Raw genomic sequence first — 23,568 nt, 5'->3', positions numbered from 1 at the left:
AAGAAGGGATCCAACAATGAGTCGGGTTGTTTCGACCATGACTATACGTCTAAGTTATATAATTGACACCAACGTTAATTATGTTAATATTCAGATTATAGGGGGTGGGGTTAGTGGATGAGCCGAACAACCGTAAGGAATATCTGATTTCCGATTTGGTGCAGGAATTCAACATCAGTCAGCGGACCATCCGTTATTACGAGGAACTCGGTCTGATAAGCCCGAGGCGGACCGCGGGAAGCCACCGCATCTATTCCCGCCGCGACCGAGCACGGATCAAGATGATTTTGCGAGGGAAAATGCTCGGGTTTTCCCTGAAAGAAATCGCCTCTCTCTTGCAACTCTACGAAATCGATCCCACCCAAAAACGCCAATATGAAGAGGGGATCCGCTACGCATATTTGGAGGAAGTGCGCAATCGGATCGAGGAACTGAAAATTCTGGAGCAGGAGCTGGTGGATGCGATCGAGGAAGCCAAACGCCAATACCGGCTGCTGAAAAAAAAGGAGGAAAAAACATGACCGACAAGGTGTTGGTAGAAAAGGAAGGAGCCATCGTTATCATCTTCATCAACCGCCCCTCGAAGCACAATTGTATCGACGGAGAAACCGCCGACGCCCTTTTTCGCGCCTGGACGGATTTTCGCGACGATCCAGTGGCAAAAGTGGCCATTTTAACCGGAAAAGGTCCGTCCTTCAGTTCCGGTGCCGATTTGAAAGCCCTCGATTCTTTGGGCCCCCGGGATCAATTTGATCCTGATTTTGCGTACAACGGCAGGGGATATCTCGGCTTTACCCGGATAACAGACATCTTTAAGCCAACCATTGCGGCAATCAACGGTTATTGCTTTGCAGGGGGACTGGAAATGGCCGCTTGGTGCGATATCCGCATCGCTGCCACTAATGCCGAATTCGGCTGTCTCGAGAGGAGGTGGAATGTTCCGCTGGTTGACGGTGGCACCCAGCGCCTGCCGCGCATCATCGGCTGGGGAAGGGCGATGGATCTAATTTTGACTGGACGGCGAATCAACGCCCAAACGGCCCTGGAATGGGGGCTGGTCACCGAAGTGACGGAACCGGAGCACCTGTTGACCCGGGCGAAAGAGTTGGCCGCCCAGATCGCCGCTTATCCCCAGGATTCACTGCGCACGGATAAACAAGCCATGGTTCGGGGCTGGGGGTTGACTTTGGAAGAGGGATTGCGGGCGGAATGCCATCTCGGAATGCCTCATGTCAAAAGTGAAGTGACACGGGAGGGTTTGGTGAGATTTCAGAAACGCAAGGAAACGGAGGAAGATTAGTCATGATCGCCGCGGATTTGATTCGGAGGGGAGCTCAATATTATACCGAGCAAACAGCCGTTATTTTCGGGGAACGGACGCTCACGTTCCGAGAAGTCAATTACAATGCCAATCGCCTGGCTAATACTCTCCGACGCCTCGGTTTGAAAAAAGGGGATCGCGTAGCCTTTTTGCTGGCTAACTCCGTGCAGAGTGTGGAAATCGACTTTGCCATCATCAAATCCGGGCTGGTTCGGGTTCCTTTAAATACCCGTCTTTCCGAAAAGGAACACCTTCACATGATTCGTGAAACGGAGGTGAAAGCGCTTCTCTTTTCCGAAACGTTTCGGGACCGGGTTGCCGCTTTGCGCCCCCAATTGCCGTTGGTTCGATGGTTCTGCCAGGTGGACGGGCATCCCGAGGATTGGGCGGTTTCTTTGGCGAAAGAGATGGAAGCGGTGACAGCGGAGGAACCGGAGGTCCATCTGACGGAAGACGATTGGGTGACGATCCAATACACGTCGGGTACGACCGGCAAACTGAAAGCCGCCGTTCACACCCAGGGTTCCTGGAGCGCGATCACAACCAATATCTTGTTGGCACTCCGAATTGAAAAGGGAGACATCATGTTGCACGCCGCCCCACTCACTCACGCATCTGGAACTCTGCTCCTTCCCCACTGGATCAGAGGAGGCGTCAATGCGATTCTTCCCGGTTTCAAACCGGCGGAATTTTTACGGGCCGTGGAGGATATCCGACCGACCACGCTCAACCTGGTTCCGACGATGATCGTCATGCTTCTGGCCGAGCCGGACGTGGAGAAGGTTTCATTCGATTCCGTCCGGCAGATCATTTACGGCGCTTCACCGATGCCCAGAGAAACGTTGAAGAAAGGTATGCGACTGTGGGGAGCCAAGTTTATTCAATATTACGGCCAGACGGAATGCCCCTTGATTCTAACCCTTTTGGATATCGACGATCATGCTCGTGCCCTCGAAAACCCAGAGCTGGAAGAAAGGCTTTTGTCCTGCGGGCGCCCGACGGTAACCACGCAGCTGAAAATCGTGGACGAAGAAGGTAGAGAACTACCGCCTGGCGAAATCGGCGAAATTGCGGTTCGTTCCGCCCAGCAAATGAGCCATTACTTTCAAGCGCCGGAGCTCACACGTGAGACGATCCGGGATGGATGGATTCACACAAGGGATATGGGTTATATCGACCAAGACGGATACGTGTATTTAGTCGACCGGAAGTCCGACATGATCATCAGCGGCGGATTCAATATCTACCCCCGGGAAGTGGAAGAAGTCTTGTATCAGCATCCGGCTGTCATGGAAGCAGCCGTTGTCGGAGTTCCCCATGACAAGTGGGGTGAGGTGGGCAAAGCCTTCGTTGTGCTGAAAGAGGGTTGCCTGGCCACAGAAGAGGAACTGATCGAATTCTGCCGCCGACATCTCGCCTCCTACAAACGCCCCCATTCGGTGGAGTTTGTCGATAGTCTGCCCAAAAGTGCCGTGGGTAAAGTGATTCGGCGGGTGCTTAGGGAGCCGTACTGGAAGGGTAGGGAACGGTCGATTTGATAAGGAACCAACCCGACAGGAGGAGGAAATGGATGAACACCTTCGATCGTCCAAAAACCCCCTATTCCAACAACCTGGTCAGCAGCATGCGCATGAATTCTGGTAAATTTGCCAACCAACCGGCGATCGTCTGCGGAGAACGTTTGGTCACTTGGAAAGAGATGTGGCGTCGGACCAACCAACTGAGCCAGGCCTTGTATGGACTCGCTCTGAAAAAAGGAGACCGGCTCGGCCTCCTTTTGAACAACTGTTTCGAGTTTGCCGAGTCGTTCATCGCCGCTACCAAAAGCGGATTCATCATATGTCCTCTCAACCGCTATTTGAAGGCCGACGAACTGGCCTACCAATTGCGGGATTGCGGAGCACGGGCGGTTATCACCAATCCGGAATATGTAGAACGTCTTCGCTCGATCCGCGGCGACCTCCCCGATTTGGAACATGTCATTGTCACGGGGGATGAAGTATTTTCCGACACCTTAAGTTATGAAAGGATTTTGACGGAATCGCCCGATCGCGAACCGGAAGTGGTAATCGCGCCGAAGGATCTTCACATGATTCTTTACACGTCGGGTACGACCGGGAGACCGAAAGGGGCTGTCCGGGGATATATGGAAAACTATCATACCGCAGTCGGGGTGTGTATGGAGTGGAAGATTCGTTCCGGCGACGTTCAACTGGCGGTTACCCCCCTGTATCATGCGGCTTCTGTCGCCTGGTTCCTTGCCACCCTGATCTCCGGCGGCACATACGTGATCATGCCGCAGTTTGCACCGGAACAAATTTTGGCCGCTATTGATAAGCATCGGGTCAATTGGTTGATGATGGTACCCGTCATGTATGACCGACTGCTCAAACTTCCGGACGAAGTGTTCAATCGGTATGATCTGGTATCTTTACGCACCTTGATTTCCGGCGGAGCGCCTTTGCACACCCAGACCAAACTCAACATCAAAAAGCGGTTCCGCCATTGTCAGCTGTATGAATTTTACGGCAGCACCGAATTGGGGGTGTCCACCAGTTTGCGGGACGAGGATCAGCTTCGCAAAGAACGCTGTGTCGGCCGCACGATGCCGGACGTCGAATTGATGATCCTAGACCAAAATGGAAAAGAGGTTCCGCGGGGAGAAATCGGTTTGCTTTATTCCAGAGGTTTGAGCGGGTTTAGAGGCTATTGGAACGACCCGGAAAAAACAGCGGAAGCGTTTTTGGAAGACGGATGGGCGACGGTCGGCGATATGGCCCGTCAGGATGAGGAGGGATATTACTATATTGTCGACCGGGCCAAGGATATGATAATTTCCGGCGGTGTCAATGTGTATCCGGTGGAGGTGGAGGAAGTGATTCACCGGATCCCGGGGGTTCAGGACACGGCGGTGATCGGCATCCCCGATGAACGGTGGGGTGAAGCGGTCAAGGCGGTCGTCGTATTGGAACCCGGAGCCCTGGTCACCGAAGCGGAAATTATCGCTTATTGCAAAGAACGGTTGGCCGCTTTCAAAGTACCCAAGTCCGTCGATTTCGTCGCACAAATCCCCCGCACGCAAACCGGAAAAATTTTGAAGAGGGAGCTGCGCAAGAAATACTGGGGGGATGGTGACATTCAAATCTCGTAAATAGGTTCCCCCATCGGAACATCCACGGGAAGAGATAATGTTTGCACGAAGTGTTCTCATCCAGTTAAAGCCTTGATCGGGACGCGGGATAAGACGGAAACCAGCTACAAAACGGAGGGTTGAAGATGAAAGTGGATGACATTCGAAAAATCTGTGTAGTCGGCAGTGGTTCCATGGGACATCAAATCGCGATGTTGTGTGCCCTCGGAGGGTTTGAAACTACGGTCCAGGATATCACTCCGGAAGCGTTGGAAAATGCCCGGCGAAAACTGGAAGCGATCATGGACGACTGGGTCAGGAAGAGCAAAATATCCGGGCCGGAAAAGGAAGCGGCTTTTTCCCGCCTTTCCTTTTCCGCCGATTTGGTGGAAGCGGCGAAAGACGCGGATTTCGTCATCGAAGCCGTGGTGGAAAAGCTGGATGTGAAGCGGGAGGTATTCAAAAAGCTGGATGAAATCACCCCTCCCCACGCCATCTTAGCCACTAACAGTTCGACCATCGTCAATTCCTTAATCGCCGATGTCACCTCCCGACCCGACAAAGTATGCAATATGCACTTTTTTTATCCACCGCTGGTGATGGATTGCGTTGAAGTGGTGATGAGTGACGCGACCTCGGAAGAGACGGCGCAGGTCACTCTGGATCTGTGCAAGCGGATTGGGCGAACCGGGGTGTTGTTACGGAAAGAGATTTCCGGCTTTGTCGCAAACCGCATCCTGGGAGCGTTGCAAAAGGAAGCGATGAAACTGTACGAGTTGGGTATCGCTGACTACCGGGACATCGATTTGATTGTCACCAAGGCGTTGCGCCATCCCTTGGGACCCTTTCAATTGATGGATCTGTCTGGGATCGACGTTATCTATTACGTGATGAAGCAGCAATATGCCGAAACGAAAGATCCGAAGGACCGTCCGCCCCGATTTATCGAGGAGAAAGTGGAAAGAGGGGAACTGGGACGGAAGACGGGCAAAGGGTTTTATGAATACGACGAGAAGGGGCGAATTCGTTCATAAGCCCCGGATTACATGCAAACCGTTGGCTACAATGCCAGCAAAGGCGCCGTGATCACGATGACCAAAGATCTTGCCGTCAACTGGGCCCGCCACAACATTCAGGTGAACGCCATTGCTCCTGGCTGGTTCCCCAGTAAAATGTCTCGGCCGCTCTTGGATCGGTATGGAGAGCAGATGCTCTCCCATATCCCCATGGCCCGGTTCGGTAAGTCGGAGGATCTGAAGGGGGTTATCGTATTTTTGGCTTCCCCCGCTGCCGCTTACATAACCGGTCAGGTGATCGTGGTGGATGGTGGCTTGACAGCTTGGTAACCAAATAGATCGGAGGAATTCATATGACCGATGTTTATATCATCAGCGGTGCCCGTACCCCCTTTGGTACCTTTGGCGGAAGCTTAAAAGAGGTGACCTCGGAGGAGCTGGGGGTGACGGCGGCCAAGGAAGCGATACGCCGCGCGGGCATCTCACCGCAAGACGTGGACAACACGGTGGTGGGCAACGTGATCCAAACCCACCAAGGCTCCCCTTATCTCGCACGGCACATCGCCCTTGATGTCGGCGTTTCCATCGAAGCACCTGCCCTCACTGTCAACCGTCTCTGTGGTTCGGGTCTGCAAGCGGTGGTCTCCGGGGCTCAGATGGTAAAGCTGGGGGAATCGGAGATCAGTCTGGTGGGGGGTGCCGAGAGCATGAGTCAAGCTCCCTATGTCCTGCGGGGAGCCCGATGGGGAATGCGCATGGGGGACGGGCTTCTTCAAGATACTTTGACTGAGGCATTGAGTGACAAATACTGCGGCATTGGCATGGGTATCACTGCGGAAAACCTGGCGGAGAAATACGGGATTACCCGGGAAGAGCAGGATGAATTTGCTCTTACCAGCCAGCGGCGAGCCGCTCAAGCCCAGCGCGACGGCCTCTTCACTGAAGAGATCGTGCCGGTGACGGTTAAAGGGAAAAAGGACGCCGTGGAGGTGAACCAGGATGAGCATATCCGCCCCAACACCACCCTTGAGGGTCTTGCTTCCTTGCGCCCGGTGTTTAAAAAGGAAGGCACAGTGACAGCGGGAAACTCCAGCGGCATCAATGACGGAGCCGCCTTTCTCGTGATCGCCTCGGAAGGAGCGGTCAACCGCCACAACTTAAAACCCATGGGCCGGATCATCAGCTGGGCTGTCGCCGGCGTCCCCCCGGAGATTATGGGCATCGGTCCAGTCCCAGCATCCCGCCTGGCTCTGGAACGGGCGGGGTTGACCCTCGACGACGTCGACCTCATCGAGATCAACGAAGCCTTCGCCGCCCAGTACTTGGCTGTGGAGAAGGAGATGGGGCTCAATCGGGAGATCGTTAACGTCAACGGCGGCGCCATCGCCTTGGGTCACCCCGTGGGAGCCAGCGGCGCCCGCATCCTTCTCACCTTGCTGTATGAACTAAAGCGGCGCAACAAAAAAATCGGCCTTTCCTCCCTCTGCATTGGCGGCGGCCAAGGCATCAGCATGGTAGTAGAAGCGGTTTGACTGGCTTCAGCCCACCCCGCTAAAAATCTTGGGGTGGGTATTCCTTTTGTTCATGGGTTTAAGCATGGCAAAAGCAACCCCACCCATACCGCCAGGTTCTGGTACAACACCCCCTCCACTTCCTAGGAGTAGACGTTAAAACCGTCGTTGATTATCATCACCTCTAGGGCGATCGCTTTGCTCATCATGACGCGACTGACACTTTGCTTGGTAGGCGAAATATCGACGATCGGTAATTCCAGTCTGGGATCGTACGTAGAGCTTGGTGAATTTCCTCTCAGCTTCCGGTTCGCGGGAAAGTAGCGTTCCCAACACGGCACCGAGCATGGTTTTTGAGGATGAAATTCTATGACTTTTTTTGCGGGATAATGGCAACGGTGCAGCGCGAAACACAGATGAGAGCGCCCTCTTCATCACGAATCTTGATATCCCATACCATCGTCAACCGTCCCTTGTGCAACGGCACACCGGTCGCAGTTACGATACCCTCCCTCTTGCTACGGATGTGATTCGCGTTGATCTCCAGTCCGACTGCAGCCTGCGTACCCAGATCAATGAGATTCGCGGTTCCGACGCTCGCAACTGTCTCGGCGAGCACCACGGATGCCCCGCCGTGCAAAATGCCGTACGGTTGTCGGGTCGGCCCGTGCACCGGCATGGTGGCGACGACCTTGTCCTCGGAGACCTCCACGAGTTCGATCCCCAATGCTTCCATGATGGTTCCTTTGGTGTTGACGTCCATGATGACCTCCCGAAAGAATATTACTTTTTCGTGTCTTACAATTTACATAGAGAGCTTTAGTTTAATTAGACCTTTTTTGGGGTAAGTCCGAGATACGTGTAAAATATACGGTTTTAAATGGGTGTAATTGGAAAAAGCAGATTCCTAGCGAAAGGAACGGCAATGGCGAGATTCCTTGAAAGACCTGAGGTCAACCCTGATTTTTGCCCGCAACTTGTTTCTCTCTTTCTCCCCCTTTCTTTTTTTCTTTTCCTCGGGACTCCGCCGAGACGGTCGCCCGCGGCACCGCCGCGGCCACCCGTTCGGCTCCTCTGGACCCCGTAGCCCGGGGGCTCGGCCCCGGGCTCTCCTCCCCGCCCCCTCAGTTGCTGTATCCTCATACAGTGCTCTTTGCGCCTTCTGATCCGGATGACCAATTGGTTTCGTGAACGTCATAAACCAACAACACAAAATTCGGCCTTCTTCACGAATATTTAGGATGGATAGGTAGAAACGATTTTTTACGTGGAAAGGGGACGATATTGATAAAAATCGCTTCTCACTTATTTAAGTTTCTTTTTGTATACGTTATATTGGTTTTATTTCACTATTTCGAATGCTACTTGGTACAATTTGATATCCCGATTAAACCTACTTGTTTAGACCCTCTTGGAAAATGGATCGTCCCAATACCGGTAGCTGTTGCATTTGTTTTGATAAATGCATTTCGGATTGGGAAAAAAAGAGAATAACCCTTATTTTTCAGCTTCGTGACCGCTGCACCTTTAAATCTCAAGTAGGGTATATGCATAGGCACACCAGGAGGCAAGCTCACGCCACAAAGTGGCGTTTTTTTTTACTTTGGAAGGTTTCTCTTGTAGATCCGGGCCGGATAATGGGAATCGATATGGGTATTGTGTATCCGGTGTACATAGCGATTAGCGACTCACCCGTTCGATATCATATTGAAGGTGGAGAGATTGAGCGATTCCGTCGTCAGGTAGAACGAAGACGGAAACAGCTTCTCAAGCAAGGGAAATATTGTGGCGACGGAAGAAGAGGACACGGCAGGCAAACCCGCATCAAACCGATTGAAGCACTGAGTGAGAAGATTGCCAACTTCAGAAAAACCACCAATCACAAATACGCTCGGTATGTGGTAGATTTAGCATTAAAACAAAAATGTGGAACCATCGCTTTGTCGCCTGCGGCTATGAAGCATTGGCCGATTACAATGCAGCCCGAAACTTGGCCACCAAGAATATCGAAAAAATCATTGAACAAACAGTTGGCAAGGAAGAATATAACAATTGCACAGAAAAAAACGGCTCGCTACAATAAATCCGGAGCACAACCGTGTGGTTAGTGAAGACAATGGCAAATAGGGGTGGCTCCTCTATCAGCCTCCGTTTGTGTTCAGCTGTGTGGTTAGTGAAGTTGTCTTGTCATCGCCAAAATGGGCATACAGTGTCAGTTTTTGTTCCACTTATGTGGTTAGTGAACTAGGCTTCGTCTGGTGCATCAAGGAAGTATCAAAACGTTTGTGTTCCAGCTATGTGGTTAGTGAAGGGCACGCCGTCAGAAAGGGAGTAGCGTTTGTGTTTCAACTTGTGGTTAGCGAAGAAGAGCGTACATGGTGCAATTTTCAAGTTGAAAAACAGTTTGTGTTCCAGCTGTGTGGTTAGTGAGGACGCCTGCCGACAATTCGCCCATCAGTAACGGGCGAGTTTGTGTTCCTCCTATGTGGTTAGTGAAGTATGTCTCCCCTACCTGGTCTTTTCTTTTTCTTTTCAGTTTGTGTTCCAGATATGTGGTTAGTGAAGTCTTTCAGGCAGATCACTTTTCCTTGGGCGACTTCGTTTGTGTTCCGATATGTGGTTAGTGAAGTGTTATCCACTGGTATCCGGCATACGACACAAATGCCGTTTGTGTTCCAACTATGTGGTTAGTGAAGGAACAGGTTTCGGCTCATCACGTTTGTGTTCCAACTGTGTGGTTGGTGAAGTTTGTTTTTCGGCTGTGTTCCACTCTAGAGAACAGTTGCGACCTGATCGGGTCGTTTTTTTTTGTGTCAATTTCTCTTTACAGAATTCGCATTCTGTCAACACTATTCCTTCTGAAGTATGGATAATACTTTACAGAATACGTCATAATAGATTCGAAAAGTACTTTACAGAACACGTTTTGACTGAGGCGGCCGAAATGAATTACCTTGGAAGGACGACCATTCCAACAACAGGAGAATCGTCTGGTTGTTTCCTATCTCTGGGTATGTTATGATGACGGTGAGGAAAGCATAAACTACAAATGGCCCCAGGTGGTGCCACACCCGGAGCCATTGTAGGTACGCTTCATTGACAGGACGGGGCCGCCGTCCTAAGCCGATGAGGAGAACCCCAGCAGCCTAGCGGGACCTACCAATCCACTTGCTAGGGGCGTGGGGTTTTCGACGTTTATTGCGGCGATTTTTGCCCTTTGCTAGTATTTCGCGGATCTCTAGGTAGGTTTTCACCACCCCCAGAGCCGCTCCCACGACAACAACCACATGATGACTGGGATGTTAAAGAATACATGTAAAAGCCGTAACGGCATAAGCAGTAACCCGCAGGGTGATAAACCTGCGGGTTACTTTGCGTAATGCGTAATCTGGTGTGGGAACCACACCCCGTCGGCGTGCTTCTTCACTTATTATATCCTATTGTTGGATAACAAAACGCTAAGGAGTGACTGAAGTGTTCGTGATTCGCAAGTTCCAAGACCCGGATGCGGCTCAGATTGCAACGCTGTTTCATGAAACCGTACATACGGTCAATGCACGAGACTACACTCCGGAACAACTCGATGCCTGGGCACCGGAATGGTCAGCAGAAGAACGACAGGAACAGGTTAAAAAGCTAAAACTTTTGCTCCGAAAGAACATATCTTATGTTGCCGACATGGGTGGTCAAGTGGTTGGTTTTGCCGATATAACCAAGGACGGCTACCTGAATCGAATGTTCGTTCACAAAAATCATCAAGGACAAGGCATTGCTTCCGCTCTACTGCGGGTTCTTGAGTACGAAATGACGCAACTTGGCGTAACTGAAATACACACCGATGCAAGCATAACGGCAAAGCCCTTCTTTGAAAGCCATGGGTTTGTGACGGTTCAACCTCAAACAGTAACCGTACGTGGTGTCTCGATGGTCAATTTCAAGATGGTGAAAGCTCTTTAGCCATGTATCCACTTTTTGCTTCTTGGTTTACAGACATATCAAGGAATACCAGCTCCACCATGACGATCGCTAAGATCGAAAGCAAGCCGCGATAGCCGTAGTGGGCGAACAACTGCATAACCCGGTTCCCTTAGCGTACAGGGAGCCGGGTTTTTTTGTCCATCGAGCGCCTTACCGTACAATGTCCAGTGACCCCAAAAGAGTGGTTTCTCTTGTCTCAAAAAGGATCGTTTTTGAGACTTCCCAACGAAGGATCTATGTCCCATATGGGCTTACCCTATCGGGATTGTCCTTACCATACCTGACCACATCTGGAGCCACTTTGCAAAAGAGTGGTCTCTTGTTTCAAAAACGAAAGGGATCGAGACCAGTTTTTCATCCCTTTATCAGACGTATGGGATTGGGAAAGATCATACTCAGACTTCTTCTCTTACAATCTCAAAACCAAAAATTTGAACAATATGTCGTAACGCATCTACGCTACCATAGGGCCATGACAACGTAAGATACTCTAAACGAGCAAGGTTTGGAGACGTTTTTTCACAAGACAGTAGCTTATGTTCACCCGTATATATGCAATCTAACCAAGATGTAAACTCCCATGGATGTTGTAGTCTTGGGTCGTTTTGTCTTTCTTCAAAAGTAAGTGATTCCCAAATTCTCGTGTATTCCTCCCAGTCTTTTTCGGTTGGCCACCAAAATTGCTGTAGCATTTTCTCATCAAAGTAATCCAACCACTTACTGTCATCAACGGTTTCTCTTATTTCTTCGTCTCTGTCTCGTTGAAAGTCTTTTACAAAACGTTGAAGTTGTCGGAACCTTGTATCGTCGTTTACCTTAAATTCAATATAACATTTCCACATAATGTACCCTTCTCCTTAGCGTAGGATTTTGTAATTACTGGCGATACCCCAAATAGGGGAATATACGAATCACACCATACCGAACCAAGCTATATAATCCAGAAAGCTTCAAGTTCGGAAAACATGACATCAGCGACTATGATACTTCGCTGGAGGATCGTTGAGAAGCCCTGAATATCGAACTTCTCTGGAGCGGATAGAAGAACCTGAGCGAACATGAATCGTCCTCTCCAAAAATCAACCCCCAGCATTGGCAAGCTGAGGGTTGCTTTGTAATATTAACATTTAGTTAGACTCATTGAATAATTCCCCAGTCGCTCAAGTTGATAAAGCCCGTCTGGGATTTCACCAGTGTTTTTCCAGTTCCATCGGGTTTGATCGTATAGATCTGATGGAGTTCTCCATTAGAGTAATCATAAAGGTGGTAAGCGATCCTTTTGCCATCTGGCGACCAAACTGGCTGAATGAGTCGTTGGCTTGACGATGCAGGTGCCGCCACAATCGTTTTCCCGCTTCCGTCTGTATTCATGACTACAATGCCCTCATCGGTAGCAAAGAGGAACTTATTACCGTCAGGTGACCACTCAAATTGCCCTGCACCTGTGGAATTTGGAACCACTCTTTTGTTGGTTCCATCGATATTCATGAGTTGAATTTGCCCACTACCCGAATATGCAATGGTTTTTCCATCAGGAGAGAGTAATGGATACCGTTCGTTTGGATCGTCGGGATTGGTAATGATTCGTGCGTTTGTTCCATCTGAATTCATCAATACAATATCCTGGGTGGTAGTGCTAGTTGCCGGATCATAGATCGACTGAACTGCAATGATATTTCCATCCGGGGTCCAAGATGCATCAGTAGCATCTGAGATTACCTGAACATTGGTTCCATCTGCGTTCGCAACAGCTGTGACAGGTTTGTTTGCTGCTAAATCGTAATAGGTGAAAAGTAATTTCGTTCCATCTGGAGAAAGTTCACCATCATATGTTGTACTTTGCATCGAGGTAAGTTGAGTTTCGCCTGTTCCATCTGGTTTAACGGTAAACACATCGTCGTTTGGGATCGGGTCTCCTTCTGGGCTTGGATGTGTTCCTGAGCTTGCTTGATGGAAGACAAGTCGAGTTTGAGTAGGAGCGGCATGTGCAACTAGAGGAAAGAAGAAGACGGAGCATGCCAAACTAAAGGAGACCAACAGGTGTAGTTTCTTCAAAAATGACTCTCCTTTCTGAAGAAAATGGGCTTGCATAAATATCATTCGAATGTGAGTTTGATTTTGTGTCCAAAAATAATTTTCCTTTGTTTCTTTTAAATGGCAATCAAGATAAGAAAAGGGCTGTATTTGTACCTCGGTGAGTTTTCAGCGTATACAAAGATCTATGTCCCATATGGGCTTGGTCTATTGAGACACCGAATTACCTGCCGAAACGGTCGCTCACGGCGGCGTCGCGGCCACCCGTTCTTGGACATTATTCAATAGAAGGAGAATGCGTTGTGGTGGAGTACCTATCAAACATCAACACACCAAGAAATTTGGGATGCATATTCGGATATTTTCAGAGTGCAAATCAATAAGTATCGCCACTACTAATCATTTAGAAAAGAGGGATTCGAAATGAAAACATGGGTGAAGGTAGTCACTGCCTCTATACTTGGAATCACATTAGGTGCTGGAAGTTACATGGGGTATCACTATTTGATAAATCCTGATCCTCCTGTCGCCTATGCTGATCGTATATCACAAGAAACCACTGGACTTGCATTTCATGCTACTTCTAAAAGTGATACCATTGCAAAAATGCCGAGCGTCTTGAAAAAGGAACTTATGCTTCCAGCACAAGCTCCTGTACAAGGACTGGACGTCAGTTACTTCGCAGTGGTAACGAATCCTGAATATCCATATACCACCACTCTGGAAGCAATCTTTCATGATAAAAACCAAAACCCACAAAAACCTTCTTCTTATGCTTCCCTGGAAGTCAGGCAAATGATCACTGACGATGGTAAAAAAGTCGAATGGGCAGGTCCTAGATTAGGAGAAAAGGTTCAGCTTCCATTTGGTGAAGGTTGGCTAGAAGATGCTCCTGGTGTGGTCTCCTTGCAATTCATGCATAATGATTTACACTACACTGTCACTCTTACAAAAAAATCCATGATCAAAAAACTGATGAAAGTGAAGGGTATCTCCGAAGAAGATGCCAAGGTACAACTTAAAGGTGAACTTCTCAAATGGATAAAAACATTCAGCAAAGAAAATGCAAAATAAGAGCAGTCCTCCAGTCCTCCTTCTTCCTGAAGGGGGACTTTCCGTATTCACCTAGTTCTACCCCTCAACCCGTTTGCTAATCGAATAAATGCCCAGGAACAGTATCCCTGGACACTTACCTTTTTTTATCCATCTATCATGCCGCTTTTGGACTTATCTCGGACTTACCCCATAATCGTCCCCTGCTCACGGGGAGATTTGTTGTGGGGAATTTGGGAGGGGTTTCGAGAAGCGCTGGAGTGGAAAGGGGTGGAGAACATTCCCCGCTTATTCGCGGTGGAACCGTTTCCTCGCTTGGAGCGTGTTTTGGCCGGAGAAGACTATCGCGATATCTTCCCGGGGAACACCTTGCTCAGATCCATCGGGGGAGACACCGTCACCTATCAGTCATTGGATGCCGTGAAACGAACCGGCGGCGGAGCCGTGGCCGTGTCTTTTTTTGATGTCGGTAAGGGGCTTTCTTTCGGTCTCAAAAGTCAGTATCAAATTGTATACAAGGGGTTTGGCTATACACAAATAAATTAAGGGTTAAATGCAGCTTTTGCTGTTACACCAGCTAAACCCATATTGTACGATAGGAAGGGGAATTGGATAGCATCGAAAGAGAAAACGATTATGTCGATTGGGATGACAGACAATATGATCGATTGGTTTCGGTGGCGCTCGAATTCCGTTTGAAAAGTGAGGGATGCGGCGTGATTAAACCGGGGGATCAAGGTAATAAAAAGGGAACGAAAGAACTTAATACGATCGAATATCCTTTGATACTGAACAATGACGGCAAAGATCGGCCACGACCGATATTCGTCGAATCGCTTTTCTTAAAGCCATTATACGAAGATTGAACCCCTTAATAAAAAGTAGGGGTTTTTATTGACACTACCAATAAGGTCCGAACCGTTCCACCAATTGATATTCGCTAGTATAGGCGGCAATCCATCTTCCCCTTCCACAAAGAAATACATTTCAGGCAAATCATCTCTATCTTCATAGCTAACTGTTTTCACTATCTTCCACTGTTCAGCTAGGTACCGTTTACGCTTTTCATTTATGCTACCCACACAACCGGATCTGTGTTGTTAGTGAGAGTCAGGGCATAAACGTATTGGCGGAATTTCCGTTCCAAAACTCGTGTTGGTTCTGTGTCATTATCGAATTCAAGCCAAAAATAGGAGATATCGACTATTAGGGTGTGAGGGAATGAAAACCTCTGAACACTGGTTGGATTTTTGCCTGCGACCTGTGGGGGAAGTGTCCCGTGAGTTTCAGTCTTTGGGTGTACGGACGTTCCGGGAAGCCGCCCTTTATGTGCAGTCGTTGCCGTACGGGCGGAATGTAGACCGGGCGGATGCGCGGTCGGTCTTGCGCGAGGGGAAAGGGACATGTAGTACGAAGCACGCACTGTTGGCCATGTTGGCGAAGGAAAACAACATTCCCGTTCGGTTGATGGTCGGTATCTATTTGATGAATGAAACCAACACACCCGGAGTTGGCAGGGTGTTGGAGAAACACGGCTTCAAGGAGATCCCGGAAGCGCATTGTTATTTGCGGCTGAGTGAGCGGTATCTGGACTTCACGCGTTTGACCGTGCCAACGAACGGGACCGCCCTTTCATTCCTGGTGGAAAAAGAGATTGCACCCGAAGGAATCGGGGAGGAAAAGATACGGTTTCATCAAGATTATTTGAAACACTGGGTGACATCCCCAGGCGTGCCAATCAAGGACTGGAGAGAAGTGTGGGAGATACGCGAAGCGTGCATCGCAGCGTTGGCACAATCGAAATGTACCTCCAACCCACGTCATCAGGGAAATAACTAAGGGGGAAGAGCCCGGGGCCGAGCCCCCGGGCTCGGGGTTAGGAGGGGCCGAACGGGTGGCCGCGGCGTGCTGCGGGCGACCGTCTCGGCGGGGTAAGGGGAGGAGAGAAAAAAGAAGGTATGTTGATAGCAGAAACAAGTTGGCTTTTTTCGGCGCGGTTTTTTCTCTTGAAATTAGTGGGTTCAACCTGTATTACAGTCATTTTTTACTGACATATTTACTGACTAACTAAAGGCGGGCGTTCGTTAATTTTGACTAACTATGCACGCGCCGTCTCTACAGTATGGATCAATGAATAGTCTAAAGCGAAATTACATGAATGGAGGTTTATATTATGAGCGGATTCGGCGGATTTGGTGGTTTCCATCATTTTGGTTTCGGATTGCGTCGCTTGTTGATTTTCCTGTTGGTAATCGCAACAATTTTTGTTTTTGCCGGCGTTGGATTTGGTTTCTAACAGGATTTACACACAATGAGCCCAACTTATGTTGGGTGATACAAACCCAGGGTAAAAGCCCTGGGTTTGTATATAGTTTTGGGAGAAAGTGGAGAAAGATAGACAGAGATCACGGAGAAAACAGGCTAAACCCTATCATCGTTTCCAAACATTTACATAAAATATATTAGGTGGCGGGCAGCCGTAGCCAGCCGTAGCCAGTCGAACCCAACTTTATCTCCTTTCTTATAACCCAGCGGAAACCGCTGGGTTTGTACATAGATTGGGAGAATGTGCAGAAAGATAGACGGAGATAATCGGGGAACGGAAACCACTCTTTTGCAGAGTGGCTCCAGGTGTAGTCAGGTATGGTAGGGACAATCCCAATAGGCCATGGTCTATTGACACACTCGGGCAACCTCGATAAGATAAGACTCCATAGCGTCCCAATAACATGTCCCAAAATATATAACGCAACAGGAGGATACATAATGACGGTTTATGGCTATGCCCGTGTATCGACCAATCACCAAGACATAACGCCGCAGATCGAGGAATTGAAACGGTATGGTTGCGAAGTAATCTACCAGGAGAAAGTAAGCGGTATATCAGCAGACGATCGCCGGGAGCTTATGCGGCTAATCGAGACCGCGCAAACAGGCGATAAAATCGTATTTACTAAGTTGGACCGATTTGCTCGCTCCACCGTGGACGCGCTCAATATCGCTAAGAAACTGAACGACAAAGGCGTGGCTATGGTCGTGTTAAATTTCGGGGGTATGCAGATAGACATTTCCACCCCTACCGGCAAATTAATGCTGACCATGTTCGCGGGATTCGCTGAGTTTGAACGGGAACTTATGCTTGAGCGTCAACGTGTCGGGATCGAGCGAGCGAAGAAGGCAGGCAAGTACAGGGGAAGAATCAGGAAGTATACAGAAGAACATCCGGGGATGAATCATGCGATTGAGCTGTATCAGAAGGCGGAAAAGACAGTGAAAGAGATATGCGCAAGCGCAGCCACTCTTTTACCCCATCAGCATGTTCCGGTTTGAAATGTACCGTAACCGAGAGATTGCCGGAAATGGTTTGTTCATTGATATATGCGGCTTTCACCGTGGGGAGAACGGCAAGCAGAAATAATGAAAAGACCAAGGCAACGGATAAAAGGGAGAGTAATTTTTTCAATTGACATTCCTCCTTATAGGTGTAAACATAATTGTGTACATAAATTATATACATAATAGATCGAAAATAAATAAAAAAATTGTAAATTTAAGTGAGGGAAGAATCATGAGGAAGTGTTCCATCATTTTGCTCTTGTTCTTATTCCTTGTGGGTTGCACCGAATACCTGAGTCAGGACGATCGCCATCTCCCTTTGATACAGTCTAATGACCTTGGACATTCGTTCGTCTACAAAGGCAAAGTATATGTAGCACAAGCGTTGTTGGGCGTACCGGAATCGCAATTGGGGGAACCCATCGGACGATTGAAATCGGAAAACATGGTGGTATATCGGATAAAGGGATTGTCGGAGGAATGGTTGGCCACCGTGTTTGAAGGAACTCCCACTGTCTATACATCCAAAAAAGGAATCAGTCTTAAAGTACTATCTCCCAACAAAATACTCATCGAGGATACGACTCCGATTCTCAGTTTGTTCACCGATGAAACTTCGATCAAAAATCAAAAGGTGATTGATCAGATTGTTAACAAGATTACCATGGGAAAATTTTCGAAGGGAGAAGTAAAGGGGAAGATCAGGAAAGTTAGGCAACTCTCCTTTGTATCTTCGAGGTATCCGGGAATACGTTACATGATGTATTATACAGAGGTTTCGAGCGGCCAAGCTTATCTGGACGACAATACAGGCCGGTTGTATCCGCACATCGGATCGATTCTCAAACCTTATTTGCAATGAACTACGGGTTAATTCGAGCAGGTTTGCGGTAACCACAAGGGTTCCATCGAAAAGTCTCAATAGTGACCGTTTATAGGCGTTATGAGACTCGGAAACAAAACGATCAATCAACCCACCCTTGAGCCGGTTCGGATATCTATAGTGCCCCGAGCACTTTTTCGGCCATCACATACCCCGGTGCCGAAGATCATAGGCGCTGCACATCTTCCCGTACCGCTTCCAACAGAGGGCGACCAAAGGAGAGAGGAAAATAGGGGTGTCTCTCCCCAACACCCCTAGATCAGAACTCCGCATTTCAGTAGGTTTCCTGCTTACCCGTTATATCCTTTAAGGTTTAAGTTTATGTTGAAGCTCATCTAGATATTGATTTAAAAATACCCACTTTGGATCATGTACATTTTTTATTTTCTCATTGTCGATGAGAAACAGTCCGGCGGGACCACCAACTATCGTGAGATATTTTTTCCCTTTATATTCTTTTTCCTCTAAATACAAAAGATACTTTTGTCCCTGCTTTAATAATGGATAACCACTCAGTTGAAGTTTGCTGTTACCGTCTTGGGTAATGATCAATTCTTTTGGAGCAGACTGATTCTCAGGTGCTTTGATATATTTGATTACATGAAACCGAAAATCGGAAAAAGGTATATCGCGATGAAGTGTGTATTCCTTCTCCACGCCCTTTACTTCGCCAAGTGCAATGATATCAGAGTCCAAAAGTTGTTTTTCTGTGACATGTGGCCATGTTGCACTCATGAACATTCTGATTTCTCCATTATTAGCTTCCATTTTTTTATTTGAGTGATTCAGGTTTATATACGATATGGTGACCCCTATTATTATTGCAAATAGAATCGCATAGATAGCAAATTGTTTCTTCATCTTAAATCTTCCTTTAATATACCCAATTAAAGCCGTTCATATCTTTAGTCGTCACACTTCTGGGGTATAATGTATCTTGACCCCACATTAGATTGAGCTCATTAGCATATCCGGGATTAGTCAAATCATCCAACCCAAAAGTATGTCCTATCTCATGTGCACTTACAGTATCCCAACCCGTATACGCAAAATTCCCCATGTTGAGCTGTATTCTCTATTGGCAAGGAAGAACTTTTTCGATCTACACAACTGGGCTGGGTAGGGTATTAAAAGGTTAGTCGGGGCTCATCTAGTCATGGTTGGGTCTGGCAAGGAAAATCGAAACACCCCTTTGTGGGGTATCTGTCGGAGGTAGCCTCTCCGACGCTGCCGCACCTTTTCTTCGAACGTCTCAGAAGAGATCGTTTATGAGACAAAAAGCCCAGCATTTATTGCTGGGCAAGCAATCCACAATCTGGTGTCCAATCCATTTACTATTGTAACTTACATACGGGGATACTATAACGAAATGGCTCTTAATCTCAGTTGTCCGTATTACCATTGCCCAAGAATTTGCTAAAACACATGGTTCGCCATCCAAACCAATGAACCATACGAGACCATGGGAATGAGAACACTGATAACGATAAGGATCCAGTTTCTGATTTCGGATCTAAGTAGTAATTTCAAAACAGCATTGATCAAGAAGATCACAAGAGCGGCCATGAAAATGAGATAATACACATAATATTGCGAAGACTCTGTTCCTTGATCAAAATTTTGCATCGTATAAACATAATCAAATGCATTGATGAGAATGCCCGAAATAAAGAGAAAAACAGCATTCAAGATCAAAAACGCCCCATAACGTTTGATAATCTTCATACTTCCTCCCCATAAAGATATTTAATCTTCCTAAACCCCACCTTAAATCCCGACACATGGACTCCCCCTATACTCGGGAGATCCACCAGTTTCCAGTATAATAAGAAATAAGAGTTCAACGTCAAGATACGGAAATCGCACACTAGGTTAGGAGGGATTCTCGCTATACACAGAAAGGAGAAAAACTAGCGTAAAATGCTCGATAAAAAAACGCAGACCAAGCCAACAACGGAAGCGTTTCACTCCGTGAAGAGCAGGCTGTCATCCCTCACATACTTACCGACTCGATACACCATCTTTCTTGCTGGTCTGCTCATATCCAGACTAGGTGATACCCTGTACGCCTTTGCCATCCCCTGGATTTCCTACGAACTGACCCGTTCCGCTGTGGTTATGAGTTCGCTCTACGCCATTAACGTACTGCCCATCGTTTTGTTCGGCCCTGTTGTTGGAGTGTTAGTGGACCGCTGGGAACGGCGACGGTTGATGTTGGTTGCCGATGTAGTGCGTGCTGTCCTGGTCGGCTTGGTTCCTGTTCTGTATCTTCTAAACCTGCTTCAACTTTGGCACCTCTACGGCATTTCATTTGCCCTTGCAGTGTTGTCCCTGTTATTTGATGTAGCCACGGTAACCGCCATTCCACACATGACTGAACAGGAGCTAATGAAGGCAAATGCCGCTTACCAAATGGTAAACCAGATTGCCGATCTGGCAGGTCCGGTCTTGGCTGGTATCGTGATTGCAGCAGTAGGTGGGTTTCAAACTCTTTGGTTAGATGCCCTTTCCTTTGGCGCTACCTTCCTGGCTGTATGGCGAATGCCAGTACTGGGGAGAGGGGTTTCGGTTAGCCACATGGGTAACATATTTCAGAACATGGCGGAAGGACTGCGTTGGCTCGTTCGTGATCGGCTCAACCTTTCTCTGTCCCTTCAGGCCATGATTGGGAACTTCGGTTACTTCGTGGCGTTTTCGATATTGATGTACTACTTACGGTCGACCCTCCACCTGAACGCTAAGCAAACCGGCCTCAATTTTGCCCTGCTCGGAGCTGGTGGTTTGTTAGGGAGTATCATCGTCGTACCGCTCGAGAAACGCTTTCGGCGGGGGATTCTGATACCTGTTCTACTCAGTATAGGGACTATCGGGTTTACCTTAGCGATTCTAAGCCCGTTCTGGTTGGTTCCTGGGATCGCTTTTGGCACCGTTGCAACCTGTAACGTGGCTTGGAACACCCTGGTGCAATCAGTACGTCAGGAGACTGTTCCAGAAGCCATGTTAGGGCGAGTACTCTCGTTCTCCCGGGTATTCACCCGTCTTGCTATGCCACTAGGAGCTATGGTCGGTGGGCTGATTTCCAACTTTGATCCGGTTGCCGTATTTGTAGTTGCCGCGGTTACCAAAGGACTTGAGGTGATCATCGCTCTTTCGTCACCCATCCGGAAGCTCTAATGCCTTAGATGAAAATGTGTTATAGAGAGCACTCCTACTGTGCGATTCCGTATTTGATACATGCCCGCCCAGGTGGGCTCTTTTATATCAGGTTTTCTTTATGACCTCTAAATAGTATTAGCGGTCATTAAAAGAGGGCTTTGCTCGTTATTCCCTTCTGTGGCCGTCGATCATTAGTGCTATGCGACCACTGCCCACGCAAAGTGTACATGTTCGAACGCATGATAACCATCCGTGCGTCCCTGAAAGTACCGTGCTTCGATGTCGGATGGACCCAAATTCTCACGGAGATGTAAACCAATAGTCGCGAGGTCTGCGGCAAGCGTGGACGGATCAAAGCCTGTTTTCATCGGCTCGCCTGCCCGTCGTACAATCTCCTGCATCCGTTGCACGCGTTTAGCTGCTCTCTCGGGGACAAAAGCGTCAGTATCCAGGTAATCGAAAATGATCGTGCTGCCCGCAGGTGCGATATCGGCAAGAGAACGCAACGTGTTGAACACTACGTCGCGGGTCAAGTAATAGGTGACGCCTAACCAGCTAAAGAAGCTTAATCTATGCGGATCATACGACGAGCGCTTGAGTGCGGTTACCAGACTCTCCTTCGTGAAATCCACCGGAACGAAGTGCAGTTGCGCTGGATATTCCCAGCCCAACCCAGAGAGGCGATGACGTTTTAGTGCTTGTGTGGCGGGATGATCAACCTCGAACACCTGAAGTTGCCTTAACATGTTCGGTCGCCGAAACGCAAAGGTATCCATCCCTGCCCCGAGGATCACATACTGCTGCACCCCCTGTTTAACTGCTGTCTCAAGGCTGTCTTCCGTGTACCTCGCACGACTGAGGGTTATGGGTGTGCTCTGGGTTCGCATTACCCAAGCCAAGGCGGACTCCTGGTCAGGGCACGACGTAGCAAGTTCAGGGTCAAAAAACTTGAGAGCCTCTGCCAGATTCCGTCCCATGTTTGTGAATTCCTCATCCGTAAACAAATGATAGGCGAGAAAGTCATTAAAAATCTTCGGGGAATCGTGCATGGCATGATAGGCACGAGCGTAGGCAGATATCAGTGCGGTAAGGCTGACTTTGTTCTCTTCCATCGAAAATCCTCCTTTTCAAGAAAGGGCGTGATCTAGAAAAAAGCACCATTTTCATCTGATTAAATCATCAACTACATATACTATGTATCACATTTTTTATTTTATGTAAATAAAAAATTTATTATATCATAATTTTATATATTTGTCAAGTGTTATTTTCATATGTGCTATGACCAAGTGCAAACAACGAGGAACTTATGGTTGATACTTTGTATTACTAAAATGTCCGCTAAATACCATTAGCGGACGTTACCTACCCAAAGGGAATCTTGCGCTTCAACCCCGAGTGGAAAGCCGTTCTCCTTTACTCTCCAGCCACCAACAGAAATCCTTCACTGCTACTATGATGGAAACATAGCAGATAGCCGCCGCCCAGATTACCGAAATCGGCAACGATACTTCTTTCCCGTTCAGCCAGGGGCCCACCATCAGCAAACCACCCACCACTGCTATTTCCACGCCATGAAAGAGGAGTCTCCGTTTGATACCACGGATGGGGCGTGTTCGCCTTTTCTCTATCCAATGAAAGAAACTCACGGCAAGCATCACTATTCCGAAGTCCGTGTGTCCCCGAACCGTACCATGGCCAAACACAAGGCTCCAACCCCAAAGAATCATCCAAAGTACTCCCGCAGCCACCGCCAAAAACGCCAACGAAAATCCCAACCATGTCAACAAACCTTCCGCCACAATTCCGACAGCGCGTTGAAACAACCGGTTGAACAATTTTTTCCCTCCGATTAGTGCATTCGTATCCAGGTCTCGTCGAAGGACCGGCTAAAGTTTTTTTTCGTTATGTGATGAATTTCTCCGCGATGTACACCAATGACATCATGATGCACGTGAAATCCAGTAAGAGACCTGAATCCTGTCTAGGCGAACCAGCCGCAACAGTCCGTCAATCAACAGCACTGCACAAGCAACACAGAAAATGGAGAGCCATTCATCTGGGTTACCGTACTTAAATGAGAAATACCACGCACCCTGGGACAATGTGATCCGTGAATTTTCCAATGACGATGGCGATGGGAAGAAGAG

Annotated in this window: 23 protein-coding genes and 1 pseudogene; 17 read left to right on the top strand and 7 right to left on the bottom strand. The window is 48.3% G+C overall.

Features of this window, described 5'->3' with window-relative positions; translation table 11 throughout:
• The first annotated feature begins 113 nt into the window (after positions 1-113).
• From NWF35_RS15220 to NWF35_RS15190, 7 genes and pseudogenes are all read left to right on the top strand, one after another.
• Positions 114-521 (top strand): MerR family transcriptional regulator, encoded by a 408-nt coding sequence (locus NWF35_RS15220; RefSeq protein WP_301240252.1) that lies wholly within the window; start codon positions 114-116, stop codon positions 519-521.
• Positions 518-1,300 carry an enoyl-CoA hydratase-related protein gene (locus NWF35_RS15215; protein WP_301240250.1) on the top strand — a complete coding sequence of 261 codons (783 nt, stop codon included), beginning with the start codon at positions 518-520 and terminating at the stop codon, positions 1,298-1,300. The genes NWF35_RS15220 and NWF35_RS15215 overlap by 4 nt, the downstream gene beginning before the upstream one ends.
• A gap of 2 nt (positions 1,301-1,302) precedes the next feature.
• Positions 1,303-2,859: a class I adenylate-forming enzyme family protein gene (locus NWF35_RS15210; protein ID WP_301240249.1), complete on the top strand. Its 1,557-nt coding sequence runs from the start codon at positions 1,303-1,305 to the stop codon at positions 2,857-2,859.
• A gap of 32 nt (positions 2,860-2,891) precedes the next feature.
• Positions 2,892-4,472: a class I adenylate-forming enzyme family protein gene (locus NWF35_RS15205; RefSeq protein ID WP_301240247.1), complete on the top strand. Its 1,581-nt coding sequence runs from the start codon at positions 2,892-2,894 to the stop codon at positions 4,470-4,472.
• A 125-nt stretch (positions 4,473-4,597) separates the two neighbouring features.
• Complete coding sequence (locus NWF35_RS15200) at positions 4,598-5,485, top strand: 3-hydroxyacyl-CoA dehydrogenase family protein (RefSeq protein ID WP_301240245.1); 888 nt, start codon at positions 4,598-4,600, stop codon at positions 5,483-5,485.
• Positions 5,486-5,488: 3 nt separating this feature from the next.
• Positions 5,489-5,797: pseudogene (locus tag NWF35_RS15195) on the top strand (SDR family oxidoreductase); the annotation flags it as partial.
• A gap of 23 nt (positions 5,798-5,820) precedes the next feature.
• Positions 5,821-6,999, top strand: a complete 1,179-nt coding sequence (locus NWF35_RS15190) for an acetyl-CoA C-acetyltransferase (RefSeq protein ID WP_301240243.1) — start codon at positions 5,821-5,823, stop codon at positions 6,997-6,999.
• Between the two features lie 346 nt (positions 7,000-7,345).
• Here the strand turns inward: NWF35_RS15190 and NWF35_RS15185 are convergent, their stop codons facing one another.
• Entirely contained in the window at positions 7,346-7,741 is a 396-nt protein-coding gene (locus NWF35_RS15185; RefSeq protein ID WP_301240242.1) for a hotdog fold thioesterase, read from the bottom strand.
• 886 nt (positions 7,742-8,627) lie between these two features.
• On the opposite strand from NWF35_RS15185, the gene NWF35_RS15180 reads away from it, so the two are divergent.
• Positions 8,628-9,086 (top strand): hypothetical protein, encoded by a 459-nt coding sequence (locus NWF35_RS15180; protein ID WP_301240240.1) that lies wholly within the window; start codon positions 8,628-8,630, stop codon positions 9,084-9,086.
• Between the two features lie 1,366 nt (positions 9,087-10,452).
• Positions 10,453-10,935 (top strand): GNAT family N-acetyltransferase, encoded by a 483-nt coding sequence (locus NWF35_RS15175; protein ID WP_301240239.1) that lies wholly within the window; start codon positions 10,453-10,455, stop codon positions 10,933-10,935.
• Here NWF35_RS15175 and NWF35_RS15170 read toward each other — a convergent pair.
• From NWF35_RS15170 to NWF35_RS15160, 3 genes are all read right to left on the bottom strand, one after another.
• Entirely contained in the window at positions 10,913-11,053 is a 141-nt protein-coding gene (locus tag NWF35_RS15170; RefSeq protein ID WP_301240237.1) for a hypothetical protein, read from the bottom strand. The two genes, NWF35_RS15175 and NWF35_RS15170, sit on opposite strands and share 23 nt — an antisense overlap.
• A gap of 298 nt (positions 11,054-11,351) precedes the next feature.
• Positions 11,352-11,798, bottom strand: a complete 447-nt coding sequence (locus tag NWF35_RS15165) for a hypothetical protein (RefSeq protein WP_301240235.1) — start codon at positions 11,796-11,798, stop codon at positions 11,352-11,354.
• A gap of 295 nt (positions 11,799-12,093) precedes the next feature.
• On the bottom strand, positions 12,094-13,011 hold the full coding sequence (locus tag NWF35_RS15160) for a TolB family protein (RefSeq protein ID WP_301240234.1): 918 nt from the start codon (positions 13,009-13,011) through the stop codon (positions 12,094-12,096).
• A 402-nt stretch (positions 13,012-13,413) separates the two neighbouring features.
• Here NWF35_RS15160 and NWF35_RS15155 point away from each other — a divergent pair, with 402 nt between their 5' ends.
• The 7 genes from NWF35_RS15155 (at position 13,414) to NWF35_RS15125 (ending at position 18,241) form a co-directional block, all read left to right on the top strand.
• Positions 13,414-14,064, top strand: coding sequence for a hypothetical protein (locus NWF35_RS15155; protein WP_301240232.1), 651 nt, complete (start codon positions 13,414-13,416; stop codon positions 14,062-14,064).
• Between the two features lie 201 nt (positions 14,065-14,265).
• Positions 14,266-14,589, top strand: a complete 324-nt coding sequence (locus NWF35_RS15150) for a hypothetical protein (RefSeq protein ID WP_301240230.1) — start codon at positions 14,266-14,268, stop codon at positions 14,587-14,589.
• A 62-nt stretch (positions 14,590-14,651) separates the two neighbouring features.
• Entirely contained in the window at positions 14,652-14,909 is a 258-nt protein-coding gene (locus NWF35_RS15145; protein ID WP_301240229.1) for a hypothetical protein, read from the top strand.
• A 355-nt stretch (positions 14,910-15,264) separates the two neighbouring features.
• The gene (locus tag NWF35_RS15140; RefSeq protein ID WP_301240228.1) at positions 15,265-15,882 is read left to right on the top strand and encodes a transglutaminase domain-containing protein; all 618 of its coding nucleotides are present in this window, start codon (positions 15,265-15,267) and stop codon (positions 15,880-15,882) included.
• A 334-nt stretch (positions 15,883-16,216) separates the two neighbouring features.
• Positions 16,217-16,339, top strand: a complete 123-nt coding sequence (locus NWF35_RS15135; RefSeq protein WP_301240227.1) for a hypothetical protein — start codon at positions 16,217-16,219, stop codon at positions 16,337-16,339.
• A gap of 470 nt (positions 16,340-16,809) precedes the next feature.
• A complete protein-coding gene (locus NWF35_RS15130) occupies positions 16,810-17,373 on the top strand; it encodes a recombinase family protein (protein WP_301240226.1) in 564 nt (187 codons plus the stop codon).
• Positions 17,374-17,611: 238 nt separating this feature from the next.
• The gene (locus NWF35_RS15125; protein ID WP_301240224.1) at positions 17,612-18,241 is read left to right on the top strand and encodes a hypothetical protein; all 630 of its coding nucleotides are present in this window, start codon (positions 17,612-17,614) and stop codon (positions 18,239-18,241) included.
• Positions 18,242-18,568: 327 nt separating this feature from the next.
• Here NWF35_RS15125 and NWF35_RS15120 read toward each other — a convergent pair whose 3' ends face one another.
• A complete protein-coding gene (locus NWF35_RS15120) occupies positions 18,569-19,123 on the bottom strand; it encodes a hypothetical protein (protein WP_301240222.1) in 555 nt (184 codons plus the stop codon).
• 1,059 nt (positions 19,124-20,182) lie between these two features.
• Between NWF35_RS15120 and NWF35_RS15115 the strand changes: the two genes are divergently transcribed.
• Complete coding sequence (locus NWF35_RS15115; RefSeq protein ID WP_301240221.1) at positions 20,183-21,436, top strand: MFS transporter; 1,254 nt, start codon at positions 20,183-20,185, stop codon at positions 21,434-21,436.
• A 179-nt stretch (positions 21,437-21,615) separates the two neighbouring features.
• Here the strand turns inward: NWF35_RS15115 and NWF35_RS15110 are convergent, their stop codons facing one another.
• On the bottom strand, positions 21,616-22,530 hold the full coding sequence (locus NWF35_RS15110) for a class I SAM-dependent methyltransferase (protein WP_301240220.1): 915 nt from the start codon (positions 22,528-22,530) through the stop codon (positions 21,616-21,618).
• A gap of 276 nt (positions 22,531-22,806) precedes the next feature.
• The gene (locus NWF35_RS15105; RefSeq protein WP_301240219.1) at positions 22,807-23,256 is read right to left on the bottom strand and encodes a hypothetical protein; all 450 of its coding nucleotides are present in this window, start codon (positions 23,254-23,256) and stop codon (positions 22,807-22,809) included.
• Positions 23,257-23,568: the final 312 nt, after the last annotated feature.

Source organism: Polycladomyces subterraneus, from assembly GCF_030433435.1.
Lineage (GTDB): Bacteria > Bacillota > Bacilli > Thermoactinomycetales > JIR-001 > Polycladomyces > Polycladomyces subterraneus.
The sequence above is the reverse complement of the archived record's forward strand: the minus strand, read 5'-3'. Positions and strand labels throughout refer to the sequence as shown.

What these genes read in the sequence shown, in the direction of transcription:
- NWF35_RS15130 (WP_301240226.1), top strand. Translation starts at nt 16,810, where the DNA reads ATGACGGTTTATGGCTATGCCCGTGTATCGACCAATCACCAAGACATA.
- NWF35_RS15135 (WP_301240227.1), top strand. Translation starts at nt 16,217, where the DNA reads ATGAGCGGATTCGGCGGATTTGGTGGTTTCCATCATTTTGGTTTCGGA.
- NWF35_RS15210 (WP_301240249.1), top strand. Translation starts at nt 1,303, where the DNA reads ATGATCGCCGCGGATTTGATTCGGAGGGGAGCTCAATATTATACCGAG.
- NWF35_RS15170 (WP_301240237.1), bottom strand. Translation starts at nt 11,053, where the DNA reads ATGCAGTTGTTCGCCCACTACGGCTATCGCGGCTTGCTTTCGATCTTA.
- NWF35_RS15165 (WP_301240235.1), bottom strand. Translation starts at nt 11,798, where the DNA reads ATGTGGAAATGTTATATTGAATTTAAGGTAAACGACGATACAAGGTTC.
- NWF35_RS15190 (WP_301240243.1), top strand. Translation starts at nt 5,821, where the DNA reads ATGACCGATGTTTATATCATCAGCGGTGCCCGTACCCCCTTTGGTACC.
- NWF35_RS15120 (WP_301240222.1), bottom strand. Translation starts at nt 19,123, where the DNA reads ATGAAGAAACAATTTGCTATCTATGCGATTCTATTTGCAATAATAATA.
- NWF35_RS15215 (WP_301240250.1), top strand. Translation starts at nt 518, where the DNA reads ATGACCGACAAGGTGTTGGTAGAAAAGGAAGGAGCCATCGTTATCATC.
- NWF35_RS15200 (WP_301240245.1), top strand. Translation starts at nt 4,598, where the DNA reads ATGAAAGTGGATGACATTCGAAAAATCTGTGTAGTCGGCAGTGGTTCC.
- NWF35_RS15205 (WP_301240247.1), top strand. Translation starts at nt 2,892, where the DNA reads ATGAACACCTTCGATCGTCCAAAAACCCCCTATTCCAACAACCTGGTC.
- NWF35_RS15180 (WP_301240240.1), top strand. Translation starts at nt 8,628, where the DNA reads ATGGGTATTGTGTATCCGGTGTACATAGCGATTAGCGACTCACCCGTT.
- NWF35_RS15185 (WP_301240242.1), bottom strand. Translation starts at nt 7,741, where the DNA reads ATGGACGTCAACACCAAAGGAACCATCATGGAAGCATTGGGGATCGAA.
- NWF35_RS15110 (WP_301240220.1), bottom strand. Translation starts at nt 22,530, where the DNA reads ATGGAAGAGAACAAAGTCAGCCTTACCGCACTGATATCTGCCTACGCT.
- NWF35_RS15140 (WP_301240228.1), top strand. Translation starts at nt 15,265, where the DNA reads ATGAAAACCTCTGAACACTGGTTGGATTTTTGCCTGCGACCTGTGGGG.
- NWF35_RS15125 (WP_301240224.1), top strand. Translation starts at nt 17,612, where the DNA reads ATGAGGAAGTGTTCCATCATTTTGCTCTTGTTCTTATTCCTTGTGGGT.
- NWF35_RS15155 (WP_301240232.1), top strand. Translation starts at nt 13,414, where the DNA reads ATGAAAACATGGGTGAAGGTAGTCACTGCCTCTATACTTGGAATCACA.
- NWF35_RS15115 (WP_301240221.1), top strand. Translation starts at nt 20,183, where the DNA reads ATGCTCGATAAAAAAACGCAGACCAAGCCAACAACGGAAGCGTTTCAC.